Here is a 20,899-nt window from a genome sequence, read left to right as displayed (position 1 = left end):
AAACGGAGGCGGCCGACGTGGAAGGGCTCCTGCCCACCGATCCGTCCCTGATCGGCGGGCACCGGCTCGCCGGGCGGCTCGGGGCGGGCGGCATGGGCGTCGTCTATCTGGCGCGCTCGCCGCACGGCGCGTGGTGCGCGCTGAAGGTGATCCGCGAGGAGTACGCCGACGACCCCGGTTTCCGCGCCCGTTTCCGCCGTGAGGCGGAGCTGGCGTCGCGCCTCACCAGCCGGTGGACCGTGCCGGTGGTCGCGGCCGACGCCGACGCCCGTTCCCCGTGGCTGGCCACCGCCTATGTGCCCGGGCCGTCCCTCGCCGAGGCCGTGGCGCTGCGCGGCCCCTGGCCCGAGGCGCAGTTGCGCGGGCTCGGTGCCGTGCTGGCCGAGGCGCTGGACGGGGTGCACGCGGCCGGGCTGGTCCACCGGGACGTGAAGCCCGCGAACGTGCTGCTGGCCGCGGACGGACCGCGCCTGATCGACTTCGGGATCGCCCGGGCCGTCGGCGCGACCGCGCTCACCACGGACGGCTCCGTCGTCGGCTCCCCCGGCTACCTCTCGCCCGAGCAGGCCCGCGGACACACCGTCGGTCCGCCCAGCGACATCTTCTCGCTCGGCTGTGTCCTCGCCCGTACGGCCACCGGCCGCCCGCCGTTCGGCACCGGTGGCGCGGCGGCCGTGCTGTTCCGGACCGTCGGGGAGGAACCGGACCTGGACGGCATCCCGGAAAGCCTCGACCGGACCGTACGACGATGTCTGGCGAAGGACCCGGAGCGCCGCCCCAGCGCCCGTCAACTCCGCGACGTCTTCGGCGAGTTCACCGTGGCCGAGTGGCTGCCCGAGGGGCTGCCGGCCCTGGTCGCCGCCCGTGCGGCACGCGTCCTGGACCTGCCCGTTCCCGACCCGACCGTGCTCGCCGGGCCCACCCCCGTGGACGCGCCGGCCTCGCCCACCCGGCGGCGCCTGCTCGTCGCGGGGGCCGCGCTCGGTGTCACCGCGGCGGCCGGGGCGGGCGCGTGGTGGCGGTGGGGCCGGGGCGCCGCGTCGGCGAACACCGGTTCCGTACGTCGCTCCCGCCATGTGGTCGCCCTGCTCGGCAGCCCGGACGACCCCTTCTTCACCGACCACGAGCGCGGCGCCCTCCTCGCCGTCGAACAGCACAACCAGGACGCCCGGCGCCCCCTGGACCTCGTCCTGCGCACCGCGGACGACGCAGGCACCGCGAAGGGCTCCGCCGCGGCGGCCGCCCGGCTGGCCACCGACCCGGACGTGTCCGTGGTGATCGCCGCGGGCACGAACGCGACCGTGCCCGCGGCCCTGGCCGCCTGCACGACGGCCCGGCTGACCCTGCTGGTCACCCGCGCCGACACCGACGAACTCGACACCGTCAACGTCACCGCCGCGCTCGTCCTGCGCGACACCCGCACCGTCGGCCCGCTCGCGGCAGTGGCCCATCTGAACCGGGTCGTCAAACCCGCCCGCACGGTGATCGTGCACGACGTGGCCACCGAGGTGGAGAGTCTGGCCACGGTCCGCATCACCACCGTCTACGGCGCGCTCGACAGCGGGACGACGGTGGAGGAGGTCGCCGCGGACGAGGACTTCACCACAGCCGCCCGCCGTATCGCCGCCCGCCCCCGTGACGCCGTCTTCTTCGGCGGGGTACGCCCCGACCGCGCCGCCGCCTGCGCCCGCGCGCTGCGGGACGCGGGCCACCTCGGCGCCCGGGTCGCGGGCGAGCACGTGCTCGGCGCTCCCTTCCTGGCCGTCGGCGAGGACTGGCGGATCGGCACGGGCTACACCGACGCGAACGCCGACTCCCGTACGAAGGCGTTCGCCGCCGCGTTCCGCGCCCGCCACGGGCACGCGCCGGGGCCCTGGGCGGCCGAGGCGTACGACGCCGTCCGGTTCGCCGCCCACGGCCTCGCCTCCGTCGGCGACGACGGCCGCACCGCCCTGCGCTCGGAACTCCTGCGCCGACCCTGGCAGGGCATCACCCGCCTCATGAGCTTCGACGCCTCCACGCAGAACTTCGAGGCGGGCGCCGAGGGCGGCGGAAGGTTCCTGTACCGGGTGACCGGCGGAACCGCCCGCTACGTGGCACGCGCCCAGGACCTCGGCAGGAAGACGTGAGCCGCGCCGACTGTCCTTCCTCCCGCTCAGGCGCCCACGTACGCCGCCAGGTGCTCCCCCGTGAGCGTCGACCGCGCGTCGACCAGGTCGGCCGGTGTCCCCTCGAAGACGATCTTTCCGCCGTCGTGTCCGGCCCCGGGGCCGAGGTCGATGATCCAGTCGGCGTGGGCCATGACGGCCTGGTGGTGTTCCACGACGACGACGGACTTGCCGGAGTCGACCAACCGGTCCAGCAGGCCGAGGAGTTGCTCGACATCGGCGAGGTGGAGGCCGGCGGTGGGCTCGTCCAGGACGTAGACGCCACCCTTGTCGGACATGTGGGTGGCCAGCTTGAGGCGCTGGCGTTCGCCGCCGGAGAGGGTGGTGAGGGGCTGACCGAGGCTGAGGTAGCCGAGGCCGACGTCGGCGAGGCGGGTCAGGATCTTGTGCGCGGCCGGGGTCGCCGCCTCGCCCGAGCCGAAGAACTCCTCGGCCTCGGTCACCGACATCGCGAGCACCTCGCTGATGTCACGCCCGCCGAAGTGGTACTCAAGGACCGACGCGTCGAACCGCTTCCCCTCGCACTCCTCGCAGGTGGTGGCCACGCCCGCCATCATCGCCAGGTCGGTGTAGATGACGCCGGCGCCGTTGCACGTGGGGCAGGCGCCCTCGGAGTTGGCGCTGAACAGGGCGGGCTTCACGCCGTTGGCCTTGGCGAAGGCCTTGCGGATCGGTTCGAGGAGTCCGGTGTACGTCGCCGGGTTGCTGCGGCGTGAGCCGCGGATGGCGCCCTGGTCGACCGACACGACGTTCTCGCCGGCCGGGATCGACCCGTGCACCAGCGAACTCTTGCCGGAGCCCGCGACACCGGTGATGACGGCGAGGACGCCGAGCGGGACGTCGACGTCGACGTCCTGGAGGTTGTTGGTCGCGGCGCCGCGGATCTCCAGGGCGCCGGTGGGCTTGCGCGTCGACTCCTTCAGCTTGGCCCGGTCGTCGAAGTGCCGGCCGGTGATGGTGCCGCCGGTGCGCAGCCCCTCGACGGTGCCCTCGAAGCAGACGGTGCCGCCCGCCGTACCGGCGCCCGGACCGAGGTCGACGACGTGGTCGGCGATCGCGATGGTCTCCGGCTTGTGCTCGACGACGAGCACGGTGTTGCCCTTGTCGCGCAGGCGCAGCAGCAGGTCGTTCATGCGCTGGATGTCGTGCGGGTGCAGTCCGATGGTCGGCTCGTCGAAGACGTACGTCACGTCGGTGAGGGAGGAGCCGAGATGGCGGATCATCTTGACGCGCTGCGCCTCGCCGCCCGACAGCGTGCCCGCCGGCCGGTTCAGCGAGAGATAGCCGAGGCCGATCTCCACGAACGAGTCGAGGGCCTGCCGCAGCGCGGTGAGCAGTGGCGCGACCGACGGTTCGTCGAGGCCGCGCACCCACTCGGCCAGGTCGCTGATCTGCATCGCGCAGGCGTCCGCGATGCTGATGCCCTTGATCTTCGACGAGCGGGCGCCCTCGTTCAGGCGGGTGCCCTCGCAGTCGGGGCAGGTGGTGAAGGTGACGGCCCGGTCCACGAACTCCCGGATGTGCGGCTGCATGCCCTCCCGGTCCTTGGCGAGCATCGACTTCTGGATGCGCGGGATCAGACCCTCGTAGGTCATGTTGATGCCCGCGATCTTCATCCTGGTCGGCTCGCGGTGCAGGAAGTCCTGCAGTTCCTTCTTCGTGAACTTGCTGATGGGCTTGTCGGGGTCGAAGAAGCCGGACTCGACGTAGAGGCGCGAGTTCCAGCCGCCGCCCGTGTAGCCGGGAACGGTGATCGCGCCCTCCGCAAGGGACTTGGAGTCGTCGTAGAGCTGGGTGAGGTCGAGATCGGTGACCGAGCCGCGGCCCTCGCAGCGCGGGCACATGCCGCCGGTGATGCTGAAGCTGCGGCGCTCCTTCACCTTCTGTCCGCCGCGTTCCATGGTGACCGCGCCCGCGCCGCTGATCGAGGCGACGTTGAAGGAGAACGCCTTCGGCGAGCCGAGGTACGGCTTGCCGAGCCGGCTGAAGAGGATGCGCAGCATGGCGTTGGCGTCGGTGGCGGTGCCGACGGTGGAGCGGGGGTCGGCGCCCAGCCGCTGCTGGTCGACGATGATCGCGGTGGTCAGCCCGTCGAGGACATCGACCTCGGGGCGGGCCAGCGTCGGCATGAAGCCCTGCACGAAGGCGCTGTACGTCTCGTTGATCAGCCGCTGCGACTCCGCGGCGATCGTGTCGAACACGAGTGAGCTCTTGCCCGAGCCGGAGACACCGGTGAACACCGTCAGCCGACGCTTCGGGATCTCGATGCTGACGTCCTTGAGATTGTTCTCGCGCGCCCCGTGCACGCGGATCAGGTCGTGGCTGTCGGCAGCGTGCAGCCCGGACGACTGCGTGTCCGTTCTCGTGGCCTTGCTCATCGTGCGTTCCCTCCGTCTGCGCCGGGCCGCCGAGAGTCGCTCGGCGGTCATCGCCCGGCTCGATCCAACCAGGCTTCGAGCGGTACGTCCGCTTCCGGTACTCGGCGATGTGCCTGGCAGTCACGCTAGGGGTGTCGCGCGGCCTCGCGCTTCTCGAATCCTGACCGGTTCGGTCGCGCACGACGTACGTGGTGCAGGTGCCGACCCAGCGCCACCACGCCCAGCGTGGTGACCAGCCCCGTCACACCCCGCCAGCCGAACCGGTCGTACGTCCGCACCCCCAGCCAGGAACCCGCGCTGCCGCCGAGGAACGCGCAGGTCATGTACGCGGTGTTGATACGGGCCCGGGCCTCGGGCCGTAGCGCGAAGATGCGGGCCTGGTTGGCGACCTGGCCGGACTGGACGGCGACGTCGAGCAGCAGCATGCCCGCGGCCAGGGTCAGCAGCCCGGCCCTGCCTCCCCCGGCGGCCGGTACGAGCAGCGCAGCCGCGGCGATCGTGCCGAGCATGGCGAGGAGGCTGACCGTGTCGGGGCCCCTGCGGTCGGCCAGCCGCCCGGCGAGGGGGGTGCTGAACATGCTGGCCGCGCCGACCAGTCCGAGGATGCCCACCGCCTGGGCGCCCATGCCGTACGTCGGTCCGGTGACAAGCAGGGTGAGCGTGGTCCAGGCGGCGCTGAAGCCGCCGAAGACCATGGCCTGGTAGAGGCAGGAGCGGCGGAGATCCGGTTCGGTGCGCAGCAGTCGCAGCGGGGCGGATATCAGGGCCGGGTAGCCGTGCTGCGTGGACGGTGTGGTCGGCGGGACGGCCCGCGAGAGGACCGCGGCCAGCACCAGGACGACGACCGCGGCCACGAGGTACGGCGCCCGCCAGCCGAACCGTTCGCCGAGGGTGCCGCTGAAGGTACGGGCCAGGAGGATGCCGCCGATCAGGCCGCTGAGGAGGGTGCCGGTGACGGCTCCGCGGCGTTCGGCGGGGACGAGTCCGGCGGCCATCGGGATGATGATCTGCGGCACGACGGTCGTCACGCCGGTGATCGCGCTCGCGGCGACGAGCAGCGGGAGCGAGGGCGCGGCGCTCGCGGCGAGCAGTCCGGCGGCGGTGAGCACGAGCAGGGTGACGATCAGGGGGCGGTGCGGGAGCCGGTCGCCGAGCGGGACGAGGAGGAAGATCCCGGCGGCGTACCCGAATTGGGCCGCCGTGACGACGAGGGCGGCGGACGCGGCCGAGACGTTCAGGTCGGCGGCGATGAGCGAGCTGATCGCCTGCGGGAAGTAGATGGTCGAGACGCCCACACCGCAGGCGAGGGACAGGACGAGGATCACCCAGCGGGGCACGGACACACCTCACGCGAGAACCGGTTTGACTGGTTCGAATGACGGTAGCAGGCGAGCTACTCAACTGGCACCACTTAAACCGGTTCCTGGGGAGTAGGCTGAGCGCGTGTCATCGACTCCGCGCTTCCGCCAGGGCGCCGGGCGCCTCTGCCTGGACTTCATCCGCACCCTGCGCCACCGTGGTTCGCCCGGCGTGGTGGAGGAACTCCCCGACGCCGAGGCCCTGTCGGCCTGGGTACGGCAGTGCGGCCCATGCACCACGGAAGGGAACGCCGACGCTGCTCGGGCACGCGACCTTCGCGAGGCGGTCTACGTCCTGATCACCGCCGCCCGGGCCGGCCGGATGCCCGACGCGCACCCGCTCGCCCTGGTCAACGAGGCCGCGGCGCATCCCGTCCCGGTGCCACGCCTGGACCGCGCGGGGCGGCTCGACTGGCTGGCCGAGGACCCCGTCCCGGCCACCCTCGCCCTCGTCGCCCGTGACGCCCTGGACCTCGCGACCTCCCCGTCTCTCACCCGCCTCCGCAACTGCGCGGGCCCGACCTGCGGCGCCCTGTTCCTCGACACCTCACGCCCCGGGAACCGCCGTTGGTGCTCCATGGGCACCTGCGGAAACCGCGCCAAGAAGGAGACCCTGCGCGGCAGGACGGCCTGACCGGCGCGGCGGAGAGAACTTGTTCACCTCTCCGCAACCGCCTTTGGGATCCACATACTTAGAGTGTGGATCCCTCCCGAAACGGATCACCCATGAACCTCATGACACGCCACGGCGTACGCAGGATCGTGCCCCTGCTGCTGGGCTGGGAGGAACTCCCCAAGTCCGTCTCCGTGCACGGCGCCCCGTACGAGGAACGGCTGCGTGAACCCGTGCCGGCGGTCCTCCTGGAGTGCGACGGCGGCTGGCTGTTGCTCGACACGGGCTTCAACACGGCGCTGATCCGGGACCCGGCCCTGCGCCGCCGTTTCTACGGCTCCCCCAACTACCGGCCGATCCTGCCGGGTCCGGGCGAGCCGCTGGAGGAGGCCCTCGACGCGGCCGGTATCGCGATGGACGCGATCCACGCGGTGGCCGTCAGTCATCTGCACGCCGATCATGCGGGCGGGCTCAAGCACTTCGCCGGCCGGGTGCCGGTGCATGTCCAGCGCGAGGAACTCTCCTACGGCCTGTCCGGGCAGCCCGAGGTCGAGCGCCACTCCATCTTCCGCGTCGACTTCGACGACCCGCGCATCGACTGGCGACAGGCCGAAGGGGACGTGGAGATCGCCCCCGGTGTGACCGCCGTACTGACCGCCGGGCACACCCCAGGGCACCAGAGCTTCGTCGTCGACCTCGCGGACGGCGGCGGTTTCGTGTTCGCCTTCGACGCGGCCGACCTCACCGAGAACATCGAGCACGAGCGTCCGATCGGCGCCTCGATCGGTGTCGACCCGGAGAGCACGGTGGAGCCCATCCGCCGGCTCAAGCGCATCGCCGCCGAACGCGGCTACGAACTCATTCCCGGCCATGACCCCGTGGCCTGGCCCGAGTTGATCCGTCGCCGGGGCGTTCCGGGCGCGTAGCCGGCACTGGCCGGATCGCGCCCACAGCCCGGTTCACACGCCTTTAACACCCGGGACACGAGAGGGACCCTGTGGCCCGTGAACATGTTATTGGATCCAATCTTGACACTTTGAGATCCATTATCCGAGGATCGGTGCCCAAGGAGGCCCACATGCCGGACCAGTCAGCTGGATCGTCGTCACCCGGCTCCATCCCGTCGACGGCGTCGCGCCGCACCATGCTCCGGGGCGCGGGACTGCTCGGAGTGGGCGTCGGCTTCGGGCTCCCCGCCCTGCTCAGCGCCTGCGGTGCGGCGGCCGACGACGCGAAGGGGAGCAGCAAGGGCGGCACGCTGACCCTCGCCATCGACGCCACGAGCGCGGTCAACGACCCGACGTTCTACACCTCGTTGGGCGACTGGATGGCCGTCGACTGCATCTGCCGGGGCCTGACCTTCATCTCCTTCGAGACCAACGAGCCCACGCCCGACCTGGCCAAGAGCTGGACGATCTCCGACGACCAGCTCACCTACACCTTCGCCCTGCGCGAGGGCGTCAAGTTCCACGACGGTACGACACTGACCTCGGCGGACGTACTGGCAAGCCTGGGACGGCAGTTCAACGAGAAGGACCCGACACTGCCCAAGGGCGCCACCCGTCCGCTGTCCGACCTCGGCGCGAACGTCGCCTCGCTGACCGCTCCGGACGACCTCACCGTCAAGATGGTCCTCAAGAAGCCGGACCGCACGACCCTCGGCCAGTTGTCCGACATCGGTGGCCGCATCATCTCCAAGGCCGCGCTGAAGAAATACGGCGCGGACATCGGCAAACACCTCGTCGGCACCGGCCCGTTCGCCTTCTCCGCCGCCACCTCCGGCCAGTCCATCACCCTCACGGCCTTCGACGACTTCCGCCTCGGCAGACCGCCGGTCGACCGGCTGGTGCTCCGCCAGGTCCAGGACCCCTCGACGATCGTCAGTTCGCTGCTCAGCGGCGACATCTCGGCCACCCAGTTCACCCCGTACTCCGCCGCCGCGCAGCTGCGCAAGGACGACTCGGTGACGGTCTACAAGACGCCGTACAACGCCAACGCGATCCTGATGATCGACGCCCGCCGCGTCCCCGAACTCAAGGTCCGCCAGGCCATCAACCTCGCGATAGACCGCAAGTCCATTCTCGACCAGGCCTTCTACGGCGTCGGCGCGCTGCCCGCCGGCTACGCCATCCCGCCCGCGCAGAGCGGCTACGACACCAGCCTCGCCGACCTCAGCACCCAGGACACGGCGAAGGCGAAGAAGCTCGTCGCCGAGGCCGGTGCCGGTGGCCGCCGCATCCGGCTCATGGCGGCCAGCGACTCCTGGCACCCGAAGGCCGCGCAGATCGTCGCCCAGAACCTCACCGACGTCGGCTTCAAGGTGGTCACCACCTCCGTCGACCCGGCCACCTACTTCACCCGGCTGCTCGACGGCAAGGACGACTACCACGACCTGATGATCTGGGAGCGCAACACCTACGTCCCGGACGCCAACGACATGGTCGGCGCCATGGCCAGCCCCACCGGCCTCTACGGCGCGACCATCACCGGCATGGACACGCTGAAGGGCTCCGCCTCGCTCGCCGCGGAACTGGAGACGGCCAAGAACCTGCCCCTCGGCGCGCAGCGCACGGCCGCCTACACGAAGATCCAACGCCGTTGGGCCGAGGACTACATGGTCCTGTCGATGCTGGCCTGCTTCGCCAACCTGGTGGTCAGCGGCTCGCACGTGAAGCACATGAACACGGCGGCGCTGGCCAACCACCGGTGTTACATGGAGAAGGCCAGTGTCTGACACCACGACGGCTCCACCACCCGTGGCGACCGTAGGGCCCCCTTCGTCGCCCTTCACCGGGCGGACGGTCCTCGCCGTATGGCGTCGGCGCCGGTTGGCACGGTCCTGGCCGGCCGTGCTGTCCTGGCTGGTGCTGATCGTCCTGGTCCTGGTGGCGGTCGTGGGACCGCTGTTGGTCCAGGTGGACCCGCTGCGTCAGACGTCCTCGGCGCTCCTGCCCATGGGCTCGTCCGGCCATCTGTTCGGCACGGACGACCTGGGCCGCGACGAACTGGCCCGACTGGTGCACGGCGCACGGCCGTTGCTGCTGGTGGCGTTCTCGGCGACCGCGCTGGCGGCCGTCGTGGGAACCGGGATCGGACTCGTCGCCGGGTATGCGGGCGGTGTCGTCGAGCAGGTCCTGATGCGGATCGTCGACCTCGCCCTCGCCTTCCCCTCCATCCTGCTCGTCATCCTCCTCGTGGCGGCCGCGGGACCGGGCACGGTCAGTCTGGTCTTCGGCATCGGGGTGTCCCTCGCGCCAGGTCTGGCCCGGCTGGCCCGCGCCCTGACCGCGCGCGAGGCGGCCCATGACTACGTCGTCGCCGCCAAGTTGGGCGGCACCCGCACCTCGCGCATCCTGGCCCGCGAACTCCTCCCTAACATCGCAGGACCGATGCTCGCGCAGGTCGTCATGACACTCTCGATCGCGGCGGGCTTCGCCGCCGGCCTGTCCTACCTCGGCCTCGGCATCCAACCCCCGCAGCCCGACTGGGGCTACATGGTCCAGGCGGGCCAGGAGTTCCTCTACACGGCACCCCGACTGGTCGTCCTGCCCGCGACGTTCACGCTGCTGTTCGTCGTCGCCTGCAACTTCGTGGGCGACGACCTGCGCGACGCGCTCGACGTGAAGGGGCCCGCGTGACGACCGCACTGCTCCCTCTCCGCAGGCCCAAGTGGTCAGCGGGACCAACCCTGTTGGTCCTACGACGACTCGCGGTCATCCCTGTCGTCCTGTTCGCGCTGGCCAGCCTCGTGTTCCTCGCGATGCGCCTGCTGCCCGGCTCACCGGCGACCTCGCTCGCGGCCGGCGGCAACAACCTCTCCGCGGCCGAACTGGCCGCCAACGAAGCGCGCGTCAACAAGGCACTCGGCCTCGACCGACCGCTCATCGCCCAATACGGCACCTTCCTCAACGACTTGGTGCACCTGCGGCTCGGCACCTCGTTCTACGGCTCCAACAGCGTCCTGGGCCTGCTCGGCGACGCGCTCCCCGCCACGATCGAGTTGACGCTGGCGGCGATGACGATCGCAGTGCTGCTCGGTGTCGTCACCGGGGTCATCGCCGCGCTGCGCAAAGGGAGTTGGATCGACCACTCGACGCGGGCCGTCGCCACGGTCAGCTTCTCGCTCCCCTGGTTCGCGCTCGGCGTGCTCGGCATCGTCGTGTTCGGCGTGTGGCTGCGCTGGCTCCCGGTCCTCGGCCGGCTGCCCAGCTCGCTGGACTACAACCCGACCACCAACTTCGTTCTCCTGGACGCGATTCTGCAGAACCGCCCCGAGCTGGTGTGGCCCTGGATCCAGCATCTGATCCTGCCCGCCGTGACCCTGGCGCTGTCGATGGCCGGGTTCATCACCCGCATCGTGCGGGCCTCGGTGCTGGAGGTCCTCGACGACGACTTCGTCAGGACCGCACGGATGAAGGGCCTGAGCGAGGGTGCGGTGATCCGCCACCACGTGCTGCGCAACTCCTGGCTGCCCATCGTGACCGTCCTCGGGCTCCAGTTCGGGTCGCTGCTGGGCGGTTCGGTGATCACCGAGACGGTCTTCTCGTACGCCGGTGTCGGCCGCCTGCTCGTGCAGGGCGTCCTGCAACGCGACTACCCCGTGGTGCAGGGCGCCGCCCTCGCCATCGCGCTCCTCTTCACCCTGGTCAACCACGCGGTGGACGTGCTCTACACAGTCCTCGATCCGCGGCTACGGAAAGGATGACCCGCATGGACATCGTGCTCGTCCACGGTGCCGGCGGACGGCCGACGACCTGGTCGGCCGTCCAGCCCCTGCTGGCCGCCCGCGGTCACCGGCTGTTCACCGTCACCAACCCGATGACTTCGTTGGAGGACGACGTCGCCAACACGGCGGCCGTGCTGGCGGAGACGACGGGCCCGGTGCTGCTGGCCGGGCACTCCTACGGCGGCGCGGTCATCAGCAATGTCGGGCGCGATCCGCGGGTCAAGGGGCTTGTCTACATAGCCGCGTTCGGGCCCGACGAGGGCGAGACGGTCAACGAGATCGTCGAGCGGTACGAGGAGGCCGAGATCTCCAAGTACATGCGGCGCGGCCCCAACGGCGAGTGGAAGTCCGAGACGAGCGAGGAGTTCTGGGCGGAGATAGGCCCCGACCTCTCCCCCGAGCAGCGGGCCGTGGTGGAGGCGGAGGGCCGCAAGGCGGAGAACCTCGTCTTCACCCAGCCGACCGGCACACCGGCCTGGCGCACGCTGCCCAGTTGGTATCTGGTCGCCGACGACGACCGCACCCTGCGCCCGGAGATCCAGAACGACATGGCGGCCCGCATGAAGGCCACCGTCGAGCACGTACCGGGCAGCCACTACACGACCCTGGTCTGGCCCGAGCGCGTCGCCGACCTGATCCACACGGCGGCCCTGGCCGTGGGCGACGGCTCATGACGTCAACGCCCGTGCTCGAAGTCCGGGACCTGCACGTCCAGTTCGACGTACCGGCGGGCCGACTGCCCGCCGTGGACGGCGTGGACCTCACCCTCCGCCAGGGCGAAGTCCTCGCGCTGGTGGGCGAGTCGGGGTCGGGGAAGTCCGCCCTGTCGATGAGCCTGGTCGGCCTCAACCGCGGTCCGCGCACTCACATCACCGGCGAGGCGGTCTTCAAAGACCGTGACCTGGTAGCCGCGTCGGAGCGGGAGTTGCGCGGGGTGCGCGGCAAGGACATCGCGGTCGTCTTCCAGGACGCACTGGCCGCACTCAACCCGCTGCACCGCGCGGGTGCCCAGGTCTCCGAGATGATCCGCGCCCACCGCGATGTGACACGGGGTCAGGCAGCTGCCCGCGCAGTCGAGTTGCTCGGCGAGGTCGGCATCGCGGGCCCGGACCGCACGGCACGCGCCTACCCCCACCAGCTCTCCGGCGGCATGCGCCAACGCGTGATGATCGCGATGGGCCTGGCCAACGACCCGGCGGTACTGATCGCCGACGAACCCACCACGGCCCTCGACGTCACGATCCAGGCCCAGGTCCTCGCCGTACTCAAGCGCGTCCAGCGCGACCACGGCACCTCCGTCCTGCTGATCACCCATGACCTGGGCGTCGTGGCCGAGGTCGCGGACCGGGTGGCGGTGATGTACGCGGGCCGGATCGTGGAGCAGGGGCTGCGCGAGGAGGTGCTGTTCCACCCCCAACACCCCTACACGATGGGGTTGTTGGGCTCCGTCCCACCCATCGACGGTCCTGTCGTACGACGCCTGCCGACCATCGCGGGCAGTCCGCTGACCGGGGTGGACCGGCCGTCCGGCTGCGCGTTCGCGCCCCGCTGCCCCTTCGTCCACGACGCGTGTGCCGAGCGGCCGGTGCTGCGGCAGCGGCACGGCGACGACGGGCACCTCGACGCCTGCGTGCTGCCCTCCCCCGCCCGCGCCACGGCCCGTACCCAGGGAGGCCTCGCATGACCGCCGCGCTGATCCAGGCCCGCGAGCTGCGGGTCGAGTACCCGAGCCGGGCGGGCGGCCGGGTCAGGGCGCTGCGTGACGTCGACCTCGACATCCTCCAGGGCGAGACCCTCGGCCTGGTCGGCGAGTCGGGCTGCGGGAAGTCGACGCTCGGGCGGGCCCTGTTGCGGGTGATCGAGCCCGCCTCGGGCCGGATCGAGTTCGACGGCACCGACCTCACTCGGTTGCGCGGGCGCCAACTGCGGCGTACCCGTGCCGAGTTGCAGATGGTCTTCCAGGACCCGTTCGGTTCGCTGAATCCGCGCCGGAGGATCGCCGACATCGTCGCCGAACCCTTGTTGCGAGCACGCGGTGCCACCCGTACCGAGGCCACGAAGACGGTGGCCGAGCTGCTCGACCTGGTCGGTCTGGGCGCGGAGGCCGGCGGACGCAGGCCGCACGAGTTCTCCGGCGGACAGCGCCAACGCATCGGCATCGCACGGGCGTTGGCCTCTTCTCCGCAGTTCGTGGTGGCCGACGAGGCGGTCTCGGCGCTGGACGTGTCGATCCAGGCCCAGGTGCTGAACCTGCTCTCCGACCTGGTCCGCGACCGGGGCCTGACGATGCTGTTCATCTCGCACGACCTGGGCGTCGTACGGCACATCGCCGACCGGATCGCGGTCATGTATCTCGGCCAGATCATCGAGATCGCTTCCCGCGACGCCTTCTTCGACACCCCCGCACACCCCTACAGCCGCGCGCTGCTGTCCTCCGTGCCGGTGCTGCGCCCCGGGGAGAAACGTGAACAGGAGGTACTGGAGGGCGAGTTGCCCGATCCGGCGAAACCACCCGAGGGCTGCCTGTTCCGCACCCGGTGCCCGATCGCCACGGAGGAGTGCCGCACCACGGCCCCCGAGCTGCGCGAGATCACGCCGGGCCGCAGTGTGCGCTGCCACCTTCCCCTGGTCACCAGCGAGTAGCGAGTAAGGACGAACCGCCTTGATCATCGACGCGTACAACACCACCCAGGACGTCCGCGGCCGTTCCGACTACCTCACCGGCGCCCGCAAGGGCCAGGCCCCGCCGCCGTACAAACCCTTCGAGCCGCGGCGCATCCTCGACCGGATGGACGCGGCCGGAGTGGACATGGCGATGGTGTGCTCGCTCGCGCAGCGCATCGAGAACGACTTCATCGCCTCGCTGGTGGCCACCTACCCGGACCGGTTCTTCGGCTTCGGGCAGGTGATGCCGCAGGCCGACGACGCGCTCGACGAGATCGACCGGATGGCCGACGCGGGTCTGGTCGGGCTGAAGCTGCACCCGAGCCTGCACGGCTACCACGTCGCCGACCACGGCCTCCTCGACCCGGTCTTCGAGGCGTGCGCGCGGCGCGGACTGCTCGTTCTCATCAACGCTCTCGACGACGCCTTCTGCGCGCCGCTGGCCATCGAGGAGATCGCCCGGGACCACCCCCAAGTCCCCACGATCATCGCCCACATGGGGGCGGTGTGGAACGTGCCGGAGGCGATCATCGTGGCCGAGCGGCAGCCGCACGTGTATCTGGAGACGTCGGCGACGCTGATGAGCGACGTGAAGCGCGCCTACGCGCGGCTCGGGCCGGAGAAGATCCTGATGGGCAGCGAGTGGCCCGGCTCCGACTTCGACCTGGAACGTATGAAGATCGCCAAGGCGGTCGAGGACGAGAAGGACCGGGCGCTCGTCGAAGGCGGCAACATGGCCCGGCTGCTGGGGCTGACGGTATGAGCGCCGTGAACGTGCGGCCGGTGGCCGTACCGCCGTCGATGCACGAGGACGACGTCGAACTCCTCGCCACCGCACAGCACTTGCTGGCGCGGGTGTGGCAGTCGGGCCGACACGAGGTCGCGACCGCGCTGCGCACGGCGGACGGCCGGGTGCACACCGGGGTCCATGTGGAGGGTTCCTGCCGGCGCAGTTCGATCTGCGCCGAGGGGGTGGCCATGGGGACCGCCCGGGGCGCGCTGCCCGGTGGTGCGGAGTTGAACATCACGTCGGTGGTGTCGGTGCAGATCAAGCCGGCGGGCTGGTTCCGGATCATCGCACCGTGCGGGGTGTGCCGCGAGCTGATCAGCGACTACTGCCCGGACGCCACCGTGTGGGTCACCACGGTCGACGGGGACGAGCCCGTCCCGCTGCGCGCCCTGGACCTGCTGCCCGAGAAGAGCCGACGCCGATGGTGAACGCCATCGATCCCGAGAAGAGTCCACGCCGATGACGAACGCCATCGGTCCCGAGGAGAGGAGAGCCATGTCGTCCGACTTCGTCATCGGTCCGTCCGGTCGGACCGTCCCCACCGGGCTCGATGTCCCCGAACTCGCCGCGCAGTTGGGCGGATCCGGGACGCCGGTGCTGTGGGAGGAGCTGACCTGGCCGGAGGCCGAGTCCACGGCCGTCGCCCAGGACGCCGTCATCATCCCCGTGGGCGCCACCGAACAGCACGGCCCTCATCTCCCCCTCGCCGTGGACACCCGGATCTGCGAAGCGGTCGCCCTCGGCGTCTCCGCACTGACCGGCGTGCCCGTCGTACCGCCGCTGAGCTTCGGCGTGTCGGCGTCGCACGGCGACTTCGCGGGGACGGTGGCGTTGCGGCCGGAGACGATGATCGCCGTCGTCGAGGATGTCATCGACTCCCTGTACGCCTCTGGAGTACGGCAGTTCGTGCTGCTCAACGGGCACATCTGGAACAACGGCGCGCTCGATGTGTCGGCCGAGAAACTGAGGGTCCGTCACCGGGACGCGCGGGTGCGGGCGTTGGGGTACGTGACCATGTATCCGGGGCCCGAAGTCGACGGACATGTCACGTACGGGCGGGCGTTGATGCACGCCAACTTCTTCGAGACGTCCGTGATGCTGCACCTCGCGCCGGAGTTGGTGCGAATGGACCGGGCCACTTCCCACGTCGACGTCGACTCGTTCTGGGACTACCGCATGGACCAGGTCAGCGAGACCGGGGTGTGGGGCCGGGACGTGGCCGACGCGAACCCCAAGCACGGCGAGGCGGAGTTCGACCGCTGCGTCCTGACCACAGCCCGGGCGGTGTCCACGGCGGTCCGTGAGCCGTGGCCCGACCCCACTCACCGTCCCGGACGCCAGGCGTGAAGGAGAACACCGTGGACCCCAGCATCGTGCTCCCCCGGCTGCCGGACTGCGAGCCCATGCTCATCGGCGGCGAGTGGACCACCGGCACCGCGACGGAGCGGATACCGGTGCTCGACCCGGCCACCCGGGAACAGCTCACCACGGTCGCCCAGGCGGGTCCGGCGGAGGTGACGGCGGCGGTCGAGGCCGCCGACACCGCTCACCGGGACCGCCGTTGGCGCGGGCTGCCGCCCAGGCAGCGCCGGGACGTCCTGCTGCGTCTCGCCGATCTTGTGGAGCGTGACGCCGAGCAACTGGCGGTACTGGACACCCTGGACAACGGCAAGGCCATCGAACGCGCCCGTGGCGATGTGGAGTTGGGGCTGCAAGCCATCCGCCACTTCGCGGGTACCCCGACCCGGCTGGAGGGCACCGTGCACGCGGCCGCCCCCGACCGGCACGTGTACAGCGTCCGTGAACCGGTGGGTGTGGTGGCCGCCGTACTGCCGTGGAACTTCCCCTTCATGATCGCCGCGTGGAAGCTCGCGCCCGCCTTGGCCGCCGGTTGCACGGTCGTCGTCAAGCCGGCCGAGCAGACCCCGCTCACCGCACTGCGGCTGGCGGCGCTCTGCCTGGAGGCGGGCGTGCCCGAGGGCGTCGTCAACGTCCTCACCGGTGACGGCCGTACGGGCGCGGAGCTGGTCTCCCATCCCGGTGTCGCCAAGGTGTCCTTCACCGGCTCGACGGAGGTCGGGCGGCACATCATGGCCGCGGCGGCACCGTCGTTGAAGCGGCTCACGCTCGAACTGGGCGGCAAGTCACCCAACATCGTCTTCGCCGACGCGGATCTCGACGCCGCCGTACCGAACGCCGTACGCGCGGTGTTCGGGCACTCCGGGCAGATGTGCACGGCGGGCAGCAGGCTGCTGGTGGAGCGCGGAATCGTCAAGGAGTTCCTGGACCGGCTGGTACCGGCCGTGGAGTCGCTGCGGATCGGCCCGGGTCTTTCGGGCGGCATCAACATCGGTCCGCTGGTGTCGCAGGAGCAGTACGACCGCGTCACCGGTTACGTCGAACTGGGCCGCGCCGAGGGCGCCGAGGTGGCCGTGGGCGGCGAACCGCTGCCCGGGCCGGGCTGGTTCGTGCCGCCGACCGTGTTCACCGAGGTCACCCCCGACATGCGCATCGCCCGGGAGGAGATCTTCGGCCCGATCGCCGCCATCCTGCCCTTCGACAGCGAGGAGGAGGCGATCGCGCTGGCCAACGACAGCGAGTACGGGCTCGCCGCCGGCGTGTGGACCGGCAGCCTGGCCCGTGCCCATCGCACGGCCGCCGCGCTGGAGGCGGGGACCGTGTGGGTCAACACGTACAACGAGTTCGACCCCGCCGTGGCCTTCGGCGGGATGAAGCAGTCCGGCCTCGGCAGGGACCTCGGCGACGCCGCCGTCGACGGGTTCACCGAGCTCAAGAGCGTGACGATCGCCCTGTGAGCGCGCCCGTCACGGCCGGTACGGCCGCTTCGCCCCCGAGTCCCCCGCCCCCACGCACCCTGAACGTCGCGGCCGAACGCGCCCGCACCCCGGGCTCGTTCACCGGTCACCACTTCAACTCGGCCGGCGCGGCCCTGCTCGCCAACGGCACCGTCGAGGCGGTCATCGACCACCTCCGCGCGGAGAGCCTGTCCGGCGGCTACGAGGCCGCGAAGCACGCGGCTCCCGCGCTGGAGGCCGTCTACGCGCGTACCGCCGAACTCCTCGGCGCCCGGCTGGAGGAGGTCGCCCTCGTCGAGAGCGCGACGGCCGGCTGGCAGCGGGCCGTGTCGGCGCTTCGACTGCGCCCCGGCGACCGGGTGTTGGCGGCCCGCTCCAGTTATGTCAGCAGCGCGCTGCACCTGCTGTCGGTCGAACGCGATCACGGTGTCCAGGTCGAGCTGCTGCCCAACGGCCCTGACGGCGCGGTGGACTTGGAGGCTCTGGAGGCGGCGCTGCGGGCCGGGCCCGCGGCTCTGGTGACGGCTGCGCACGTCCCGACGTCCTCGGGGCTGGTCGAACCCGCTTCCTCCATCGGCGCGTTGGCGGGCGCCCACGGGGTGCCCTTCCTCCTGGACGCCACGCAGTCCCTCGGTCAGCTGCCGGTGGACATGGGTGCCATCGGCTGCGACCTGCTGATCGGCACCGGCCGCAAGTTCCTGCGCGGACCCCGCGGCACCGGCCTGCTCGCGGTCCGCCGTCCCCTTCTCGACCGGCTCGCCCCCGAGGCACCCGATGTCCGGGGCGCCGTATGGACGGCCGAGCGCAGCTGGGAACTGGTGCCGGACGCCAAACGCTTCGAGCTCTGGGAGGCCGCACACGCGCTGCGCCTCGGCCTCGGCGCCGCCCTGACCGATCTCGCCGCGCTCGGCGTGGACACCGTCGCCCGGCACCTGGCCGTCCTCGCCGCCTCGCTGCGGGAACGCCTCTCCGCGCTCCCGGGCGTCCAGGTCACCGACCCGCCGGCCGCGGGCGGCGCCATCGTCACCTTCGTGGTCGACGGGCTGGACGCCTCCGAAATGCAGCGTCAACTCGCCTACCGCCGCGTCCATTTGATCGCGGTACCGGCAGGACACGGCCGTTGGGACATGGACCACCGGGGACTGACCAAGGTGGTCCGGGCTTCCGTCCACGTCTACAACGACGAGGACGATCTGGACGCGCTGGTGGAGGCGGTTCGGGAGATCGTCTGCTTGCAGGGGCGCGGTACGGCGTCCGGCGCGGGCCGACGGGAGCCGGAGGCGGGAGACTCGCGGCGGGAGGCCGATGCCGTACACGGCACGCAGCGCGACACCGGCCCCACGACGCCCGTGCCGTCCCCCGGAACTTCCCACGTCACGCCAACGCCAACGAACTCTCAGGCCCGGGTACCGGGCAGCGAACACGCGGCGCCCGCACCCTCGCCCGCGGCCACGCACACGCGCACCCCCCACCACACCCACGACGCGATCGTGGTCGGTCTCGGCGTCCACGGCAGTGCCACCCTGCGGCACCTCGCCGCGCGCGGACTCGACGCCCTGGGGCTCGAACAGTACGGCCTGGGGCATGACTTGGGCTCCTCGCACGGGGCGACCCGGATGATCCGCCGCGCCTACCCCCACCCCGACTGGGACGCCCTGGTCGACACCGCCTACCGAGCATGGACGGAGCTGGAAGGCGCCTCGAAGGCCCAACTGCTGGACATCACGGGCGGGTTGTACGCGGCACCGAACGACCGCCCGGACCCCTTGCGCGGCCCCGGCTGCCGAGAGGTCGACGCCGAAGAGGCGGCACGGATCTTCCCGGGGCTGCGGCTGCCCGCCGGATTCTCCGCGGTGCACGACCCGCGCGCCGGGATCATCGACGCGCAGGAGACCCTCCGCGCCCAACTAGGCCTGGCCGAACGGTCCGGAGCGCGCATCGAGGACAACTCTCCCGTCCTCGGCTGGGAAGCGGACGGCGACGAGGTCGTGGTCCGCACCGGCGAGTCCGTCCTGCGCGCCCGCCGCCTGGTGCTGTGCACCGGCCCTTGGACCGCAGCCCAAGTCCCTTCCCTGGCCCCGCATCTGACGGTCACTCGGATCGTCAACGCCTACTTCGCCGCCGACCCGGCGGGCCCGCTCGGCCCCTCCGGTCTGGGCAGTTTCTCCGTCGATCTGCCGCAGGGCCTGCTGTACGGGTTCCCCGCGACCGACGGCCGCGGCCTCAAGGCGGGACTGGACAGCGGCCCGACCTGGGAACCGCAGGCCGCCCGCCCCGAAGCGACCGACGCCGAACTCGCCCTGCTCACCGAGGCGGTGGCCCAGGTGCTGCCCGGCGCCGGGCCGGTGACCGAGAGCCTGACGTGCCTCTACACGATGACCGCCGACCGGCGTTTCCTGGTCGGCGAGGTGCCGGGCGTACCGCAGGTGCTGGTGGCGTCCGCGTGTTCGGGCCACGGGTTCAAGTTCGGACCGGCGATCGGTGAGGCGCTGGCCGACCTCGTGTGCGGGATCGCCCGCCCGGACCTGGACTTCCTGTCGCCGACCCGACTCTTTCCCGGCGGAACCTCATGAGGCGGCGCCACACAATCCACTCAGCCGTGGAACACCGTCTGGGACCGGCGCTCGTACCAGGCCGTCAGATGCTCCCCGGAACTGATGACGTGCTCGCGCATCAACACGTCCGCACGGTCGGCGTCATGCGCGGCCAACGCCTCGATCACGGCCTCGTGTTCGCGGATGTTGAGCTGCCGATGGCGCTCGTCACCTGCGAGGGCGAGCGAGGAGACGTTGCGCGGGAAGCTCTCGTTGATCCGGTCGATCATCCGGCTCAGCCAGGGATTGTCGGCCGCTTCGCAGATCACCGTGTGGAAGCAGTCGTTCGCCGCCGTGGTCGCGGCGCTACCGCCTCCCGTCCCCTCACCGGCGGCCCGCGCCACCGCCTCGCGCAGGACCGCGTTGTGCTCGCGCAGTGCGGCGAGCCCGCGTTCCGTGATGCGGGAGGCGGCGCGCCGGGCGGCCATGCCCTCCAGTTCGGCGCGCACCTCGTACGCCTGGCGCACCTCCCAGGGCGCGGGCACCCGGACCACCGCACCGCGGTTCGGCTGCATCTCGATCAGCCCGCCGTTCTGGAGCTGGCGCAGCGCCTCGCGCACCGGTGTGCGGCTGACCCCGAACTCGGTGGCCAGCGCCGCCTGGCGCAGCGGTTTGCCGATCGCCAGCTCGCCGTTCATGATCCGCGCGCGGATACGGGCCGCGATGTCGTCGACGAGGGGTTCGTCGTCAGTCTGGGGGGTCATGGGAGTCGGTCAAACCCTTCTCGGGGGCGGTCGGGGGGTGCGCGGTGGTGGAGCAGTTTCCCACGCGGCCCGGGGCGTCCACAGCCAC

General features: G+C 71.3%; 17 protein-coding genes. 14 read left to right on the top strand and 3 right to left on the bottom strand.

All coding sequences use genetic code 11. The features are described from left to right. Positions 1 to 17 precede the first annotated feature (17 nt). Positions 18 to 2,129 (top strand): bifunctional serine/threonine-protein kinase/ABC transporter substrate-binding protein, encoded by a 2,112-nt coding sequence (locus tag ACIBJH_RS35625; protein ID WP_399121087.1) that lies wholly within the window; start codon positions 18 to 20, stop codon positions 2,127 to 2,129. Between the two features lie 26 nt (positions 2,130 to 2,155). Here the strand turns inward: ACIBJH_RS35625 and ACIBJH_RS35620 are convergent, their stop codons facing one another. Both ACIBJH_RS35620 and ACIBJH_RS35615 read right to left on the bottom strand, forming a co-directional pair. Then, on the bottom strand, positions 2,156 to 4,546 hold the full coding sequence (locus ACIBJH_RS35620; protein WP_399121086.1) for an ATP-binding cassette domain-containing protein: 2,391 nt from the start codon (positions 4,544 to 4,546) through the stop codon (positions 2,156 to 2,158). 125 nt (positions 4,547 to 4,671) lie between these two features. Then, positions 4,672 to 5,889 (bottom strand): MFS transporter, encoded by a 1,218-nt coding sequence (locus ACIBJH_RS35615; protein ID WP_399121085.1) that lies wholly within the window; start codon positions 5,887 to 5,889, stop codon positions 4,672 to 4,674. Positions 5,890 to 5,989: 100 nt separating this feature from the next. Between ACIBJH_RS35615 and ACIBJH_RS35610 the strand changes: the two genes are divergently transcribed. The 13 genes from ACIBJH_RS35610 to solA all read left to right on the top strand — a co-directional run bounded on the left by ACIBJH_RS35610 (position 5,990) and on the right by solA (position 20,086). Further along, positions 5,990 to 6,538, top strand: a complete 549-nt coding sequence (locus tag ACIBJH_RS35610) for a CGNR zinc finger domain-containing protein (RefSeq protein WP_399121084.1) — start codon at positions 5,990 to 5,992, stop codon at positions 6,536 to 6,538. Positions 6,539 to 6,630: 92 nt separating this feature from the next. Next, positions 6,631 to 7,443 (top strand): N-acyl homoserine lactonase family protein, encoded by an 813-nt coding sequence (locus ACIBJH_RS35605; RefSeq protein WP_399121082.1) that lies wholly within the window; start codon positions 6,631 to 6,633, stop codon positions 7,441 to 7,443. A 152-nt stretch (positions 7,444 to 7,595) separates the two neighbouring features. Continuing rightward, positions 7,596 to 9,251 (top strand): ABC transporter substrate-binding protein, encoded by a 1,656-nt coding sequence (locus ACIBJH_RS35600; RefSeq protein WP_399121081.1) that lies wholly within the window; start codon positions 7,596 to 7,598, stop codon positions 9,249 to 9,251. Beyond that, the gene (locus ACIBJH_RS35595; RefSeq protein ID WP_399121079.1) at positions 9,244 to 10,155 is read left to right on the top strand and encodes an ABC transporter permease; all 912 of its coding nucleotides are present in this window, start codon (positions 9,244 to 9,246) and stop codon (positions 10,153 to 10,155) included. Before ACIBJH_RS35600 ends, ACIBJH_RS35595 begins: the two co-directional genes overlap by 8 nt. Then, entirely contained in the window at positions 10,152 to 11,222 is a 1,071-nt protein-coding gene (locus ACIBJH_RS35590) for an ABC transporter permease (protein WP_399121078.1), read from the top strand. The genes ACIBJH_RS35595 and ACIBJH_RS35590 overlap by 4 nt, the downstream gene beginning before the upstream one ends. A 5-nt stretch (positions 11,223 to 11,227) precedes the next feature. Beyond that, complete coding sequence (locus ACIBJH_RS35585) at positions 11,228 to 11,917, top strand: alpha/beta hydrolase (protein WP_399121076.1); 690 nt, start codon at positions 11,228 to 11,230, stop codon at positions 11,915 to 11,917. Then, complete coding sequence (locus tag ACIBJH_RS35580) at positions 11,914 to 12,927, top strand: ABC transporter ATP-binding protein (RefSeq protein ID WP_399121075.1); 1,014 nt, start codon at positions 11,914 to 11,916, stop codon at positions 12,925 to 12,927. The genes ACIBJH_RS35585 and ACIBJH_RS35580 overlap by 4 nt, the downstream gene beginning before the upstream one ends. Beyond that, positions 12,924 to 13,886, top strand: coding sequence for an ABC transporter ATP-binding protein (locus ACIBJH_RS35575; protein ID WP_399121073.1), 963 nt, complete (start codon positions 12,924 to 12,926; stop codon positions 13,884 to 13,886). Before ACIBJH_RS35580 ends, ACIBJH_RS35575 begins: the two co-directional genes overlap by 4 nt. Positions 13,887 to 13,905: 19 nt before the next feature. Continuing rightward, complete coding sequence (locus ACIBJH_RS35570) at positions 13,906 to 14,670, top strand: amidohydrolase family protein (RefSeq protein ID WP_019071637.1); 765 nt, start codon at positions 13,906 to 13,908, stop codon at positions 14,668 to 14,670. Continuing rightward, positions 14,667 to 15,125 (top strand): cytidine deaminase, encoded by a 459-nt coding sequence (locus ACIBJH_RS35565; RefSeq protein ID WP_399121072.1) that lies wholly within the window; start codon positions 14,667 to 14,669, stop codon positions 15,123 to 15,125. Before ACIBJH_RS35570 ends, ACIBJH_RS35565 begins: the two co-directional genes overlap by 4 nt. Positions 15,126 to 15,192: 67 nt before the next feature. Continuing rightward, positions 15,193 to 16,044 (top strand): creatininase family protein, encoded by an 852-nt coding sequence (locus ACIBJH_RS35560; protein WP_399121070.1) that lies wholly within the window; start codon positions 15,193 to 15,195, stop codon positions 16,042 to 16,044. Positions 16,045 to 16,055: 11 nt separating this feature from the next. Next, entirely contained in the window at positions 16,056 to 17,513 is a 1,458-nt protein-coding gene (locus tag ACIBJH_RS35555) for an aldehyde dehydrogenase family protein (protein WP_399121069.1), read from the top strand. Continuing rightward, entirely contained in the window at positions 17,510 to 20,086 is a 2,577-nt protein-coding gene (gene solA, locus ACIBJH_RS35550; RefSeq protein ID WP_399121068.1) for an N-methyl-L-tryptophan oxidase, read from the top strand. The genes ACIBJH_RS35555 and solA overlap by 4 nt, the downstream gene beginning before the upstream one ends. 20 nt (positions 20,087 to 20,106) lie before the next feature. Here the strand turns inward: solA and ACIBJH_RS35545 are convergent, their stop codons facing one another. Then, a complete protein-coding gene (locus ACIBJH_RS35545) occupies positions 20,107 to 20,811 on the bottom strand; it encodes a GntR family transcriptional regulator (RefSeq protein ID WP_399121067.1) in 705 nt (234 codons plus the stop codon). Positions 20,812 to 20,899 lie beyond the last annotated feature (88 nt).

It is taken from the genome of Streptomyces sp. NPDC050548 (assembly GCF_044457385.1).
GTDB lineage: Bacteria > Actinomycetota > Actinomycetes > Streptomycetales > Streptomycetaceae > Streptomyces.
The sequence above is the reverse complement of the archived record's forward strand: the minus strand, read 5'-3'. Positions and strand labels throughout refer to the sequence as shown.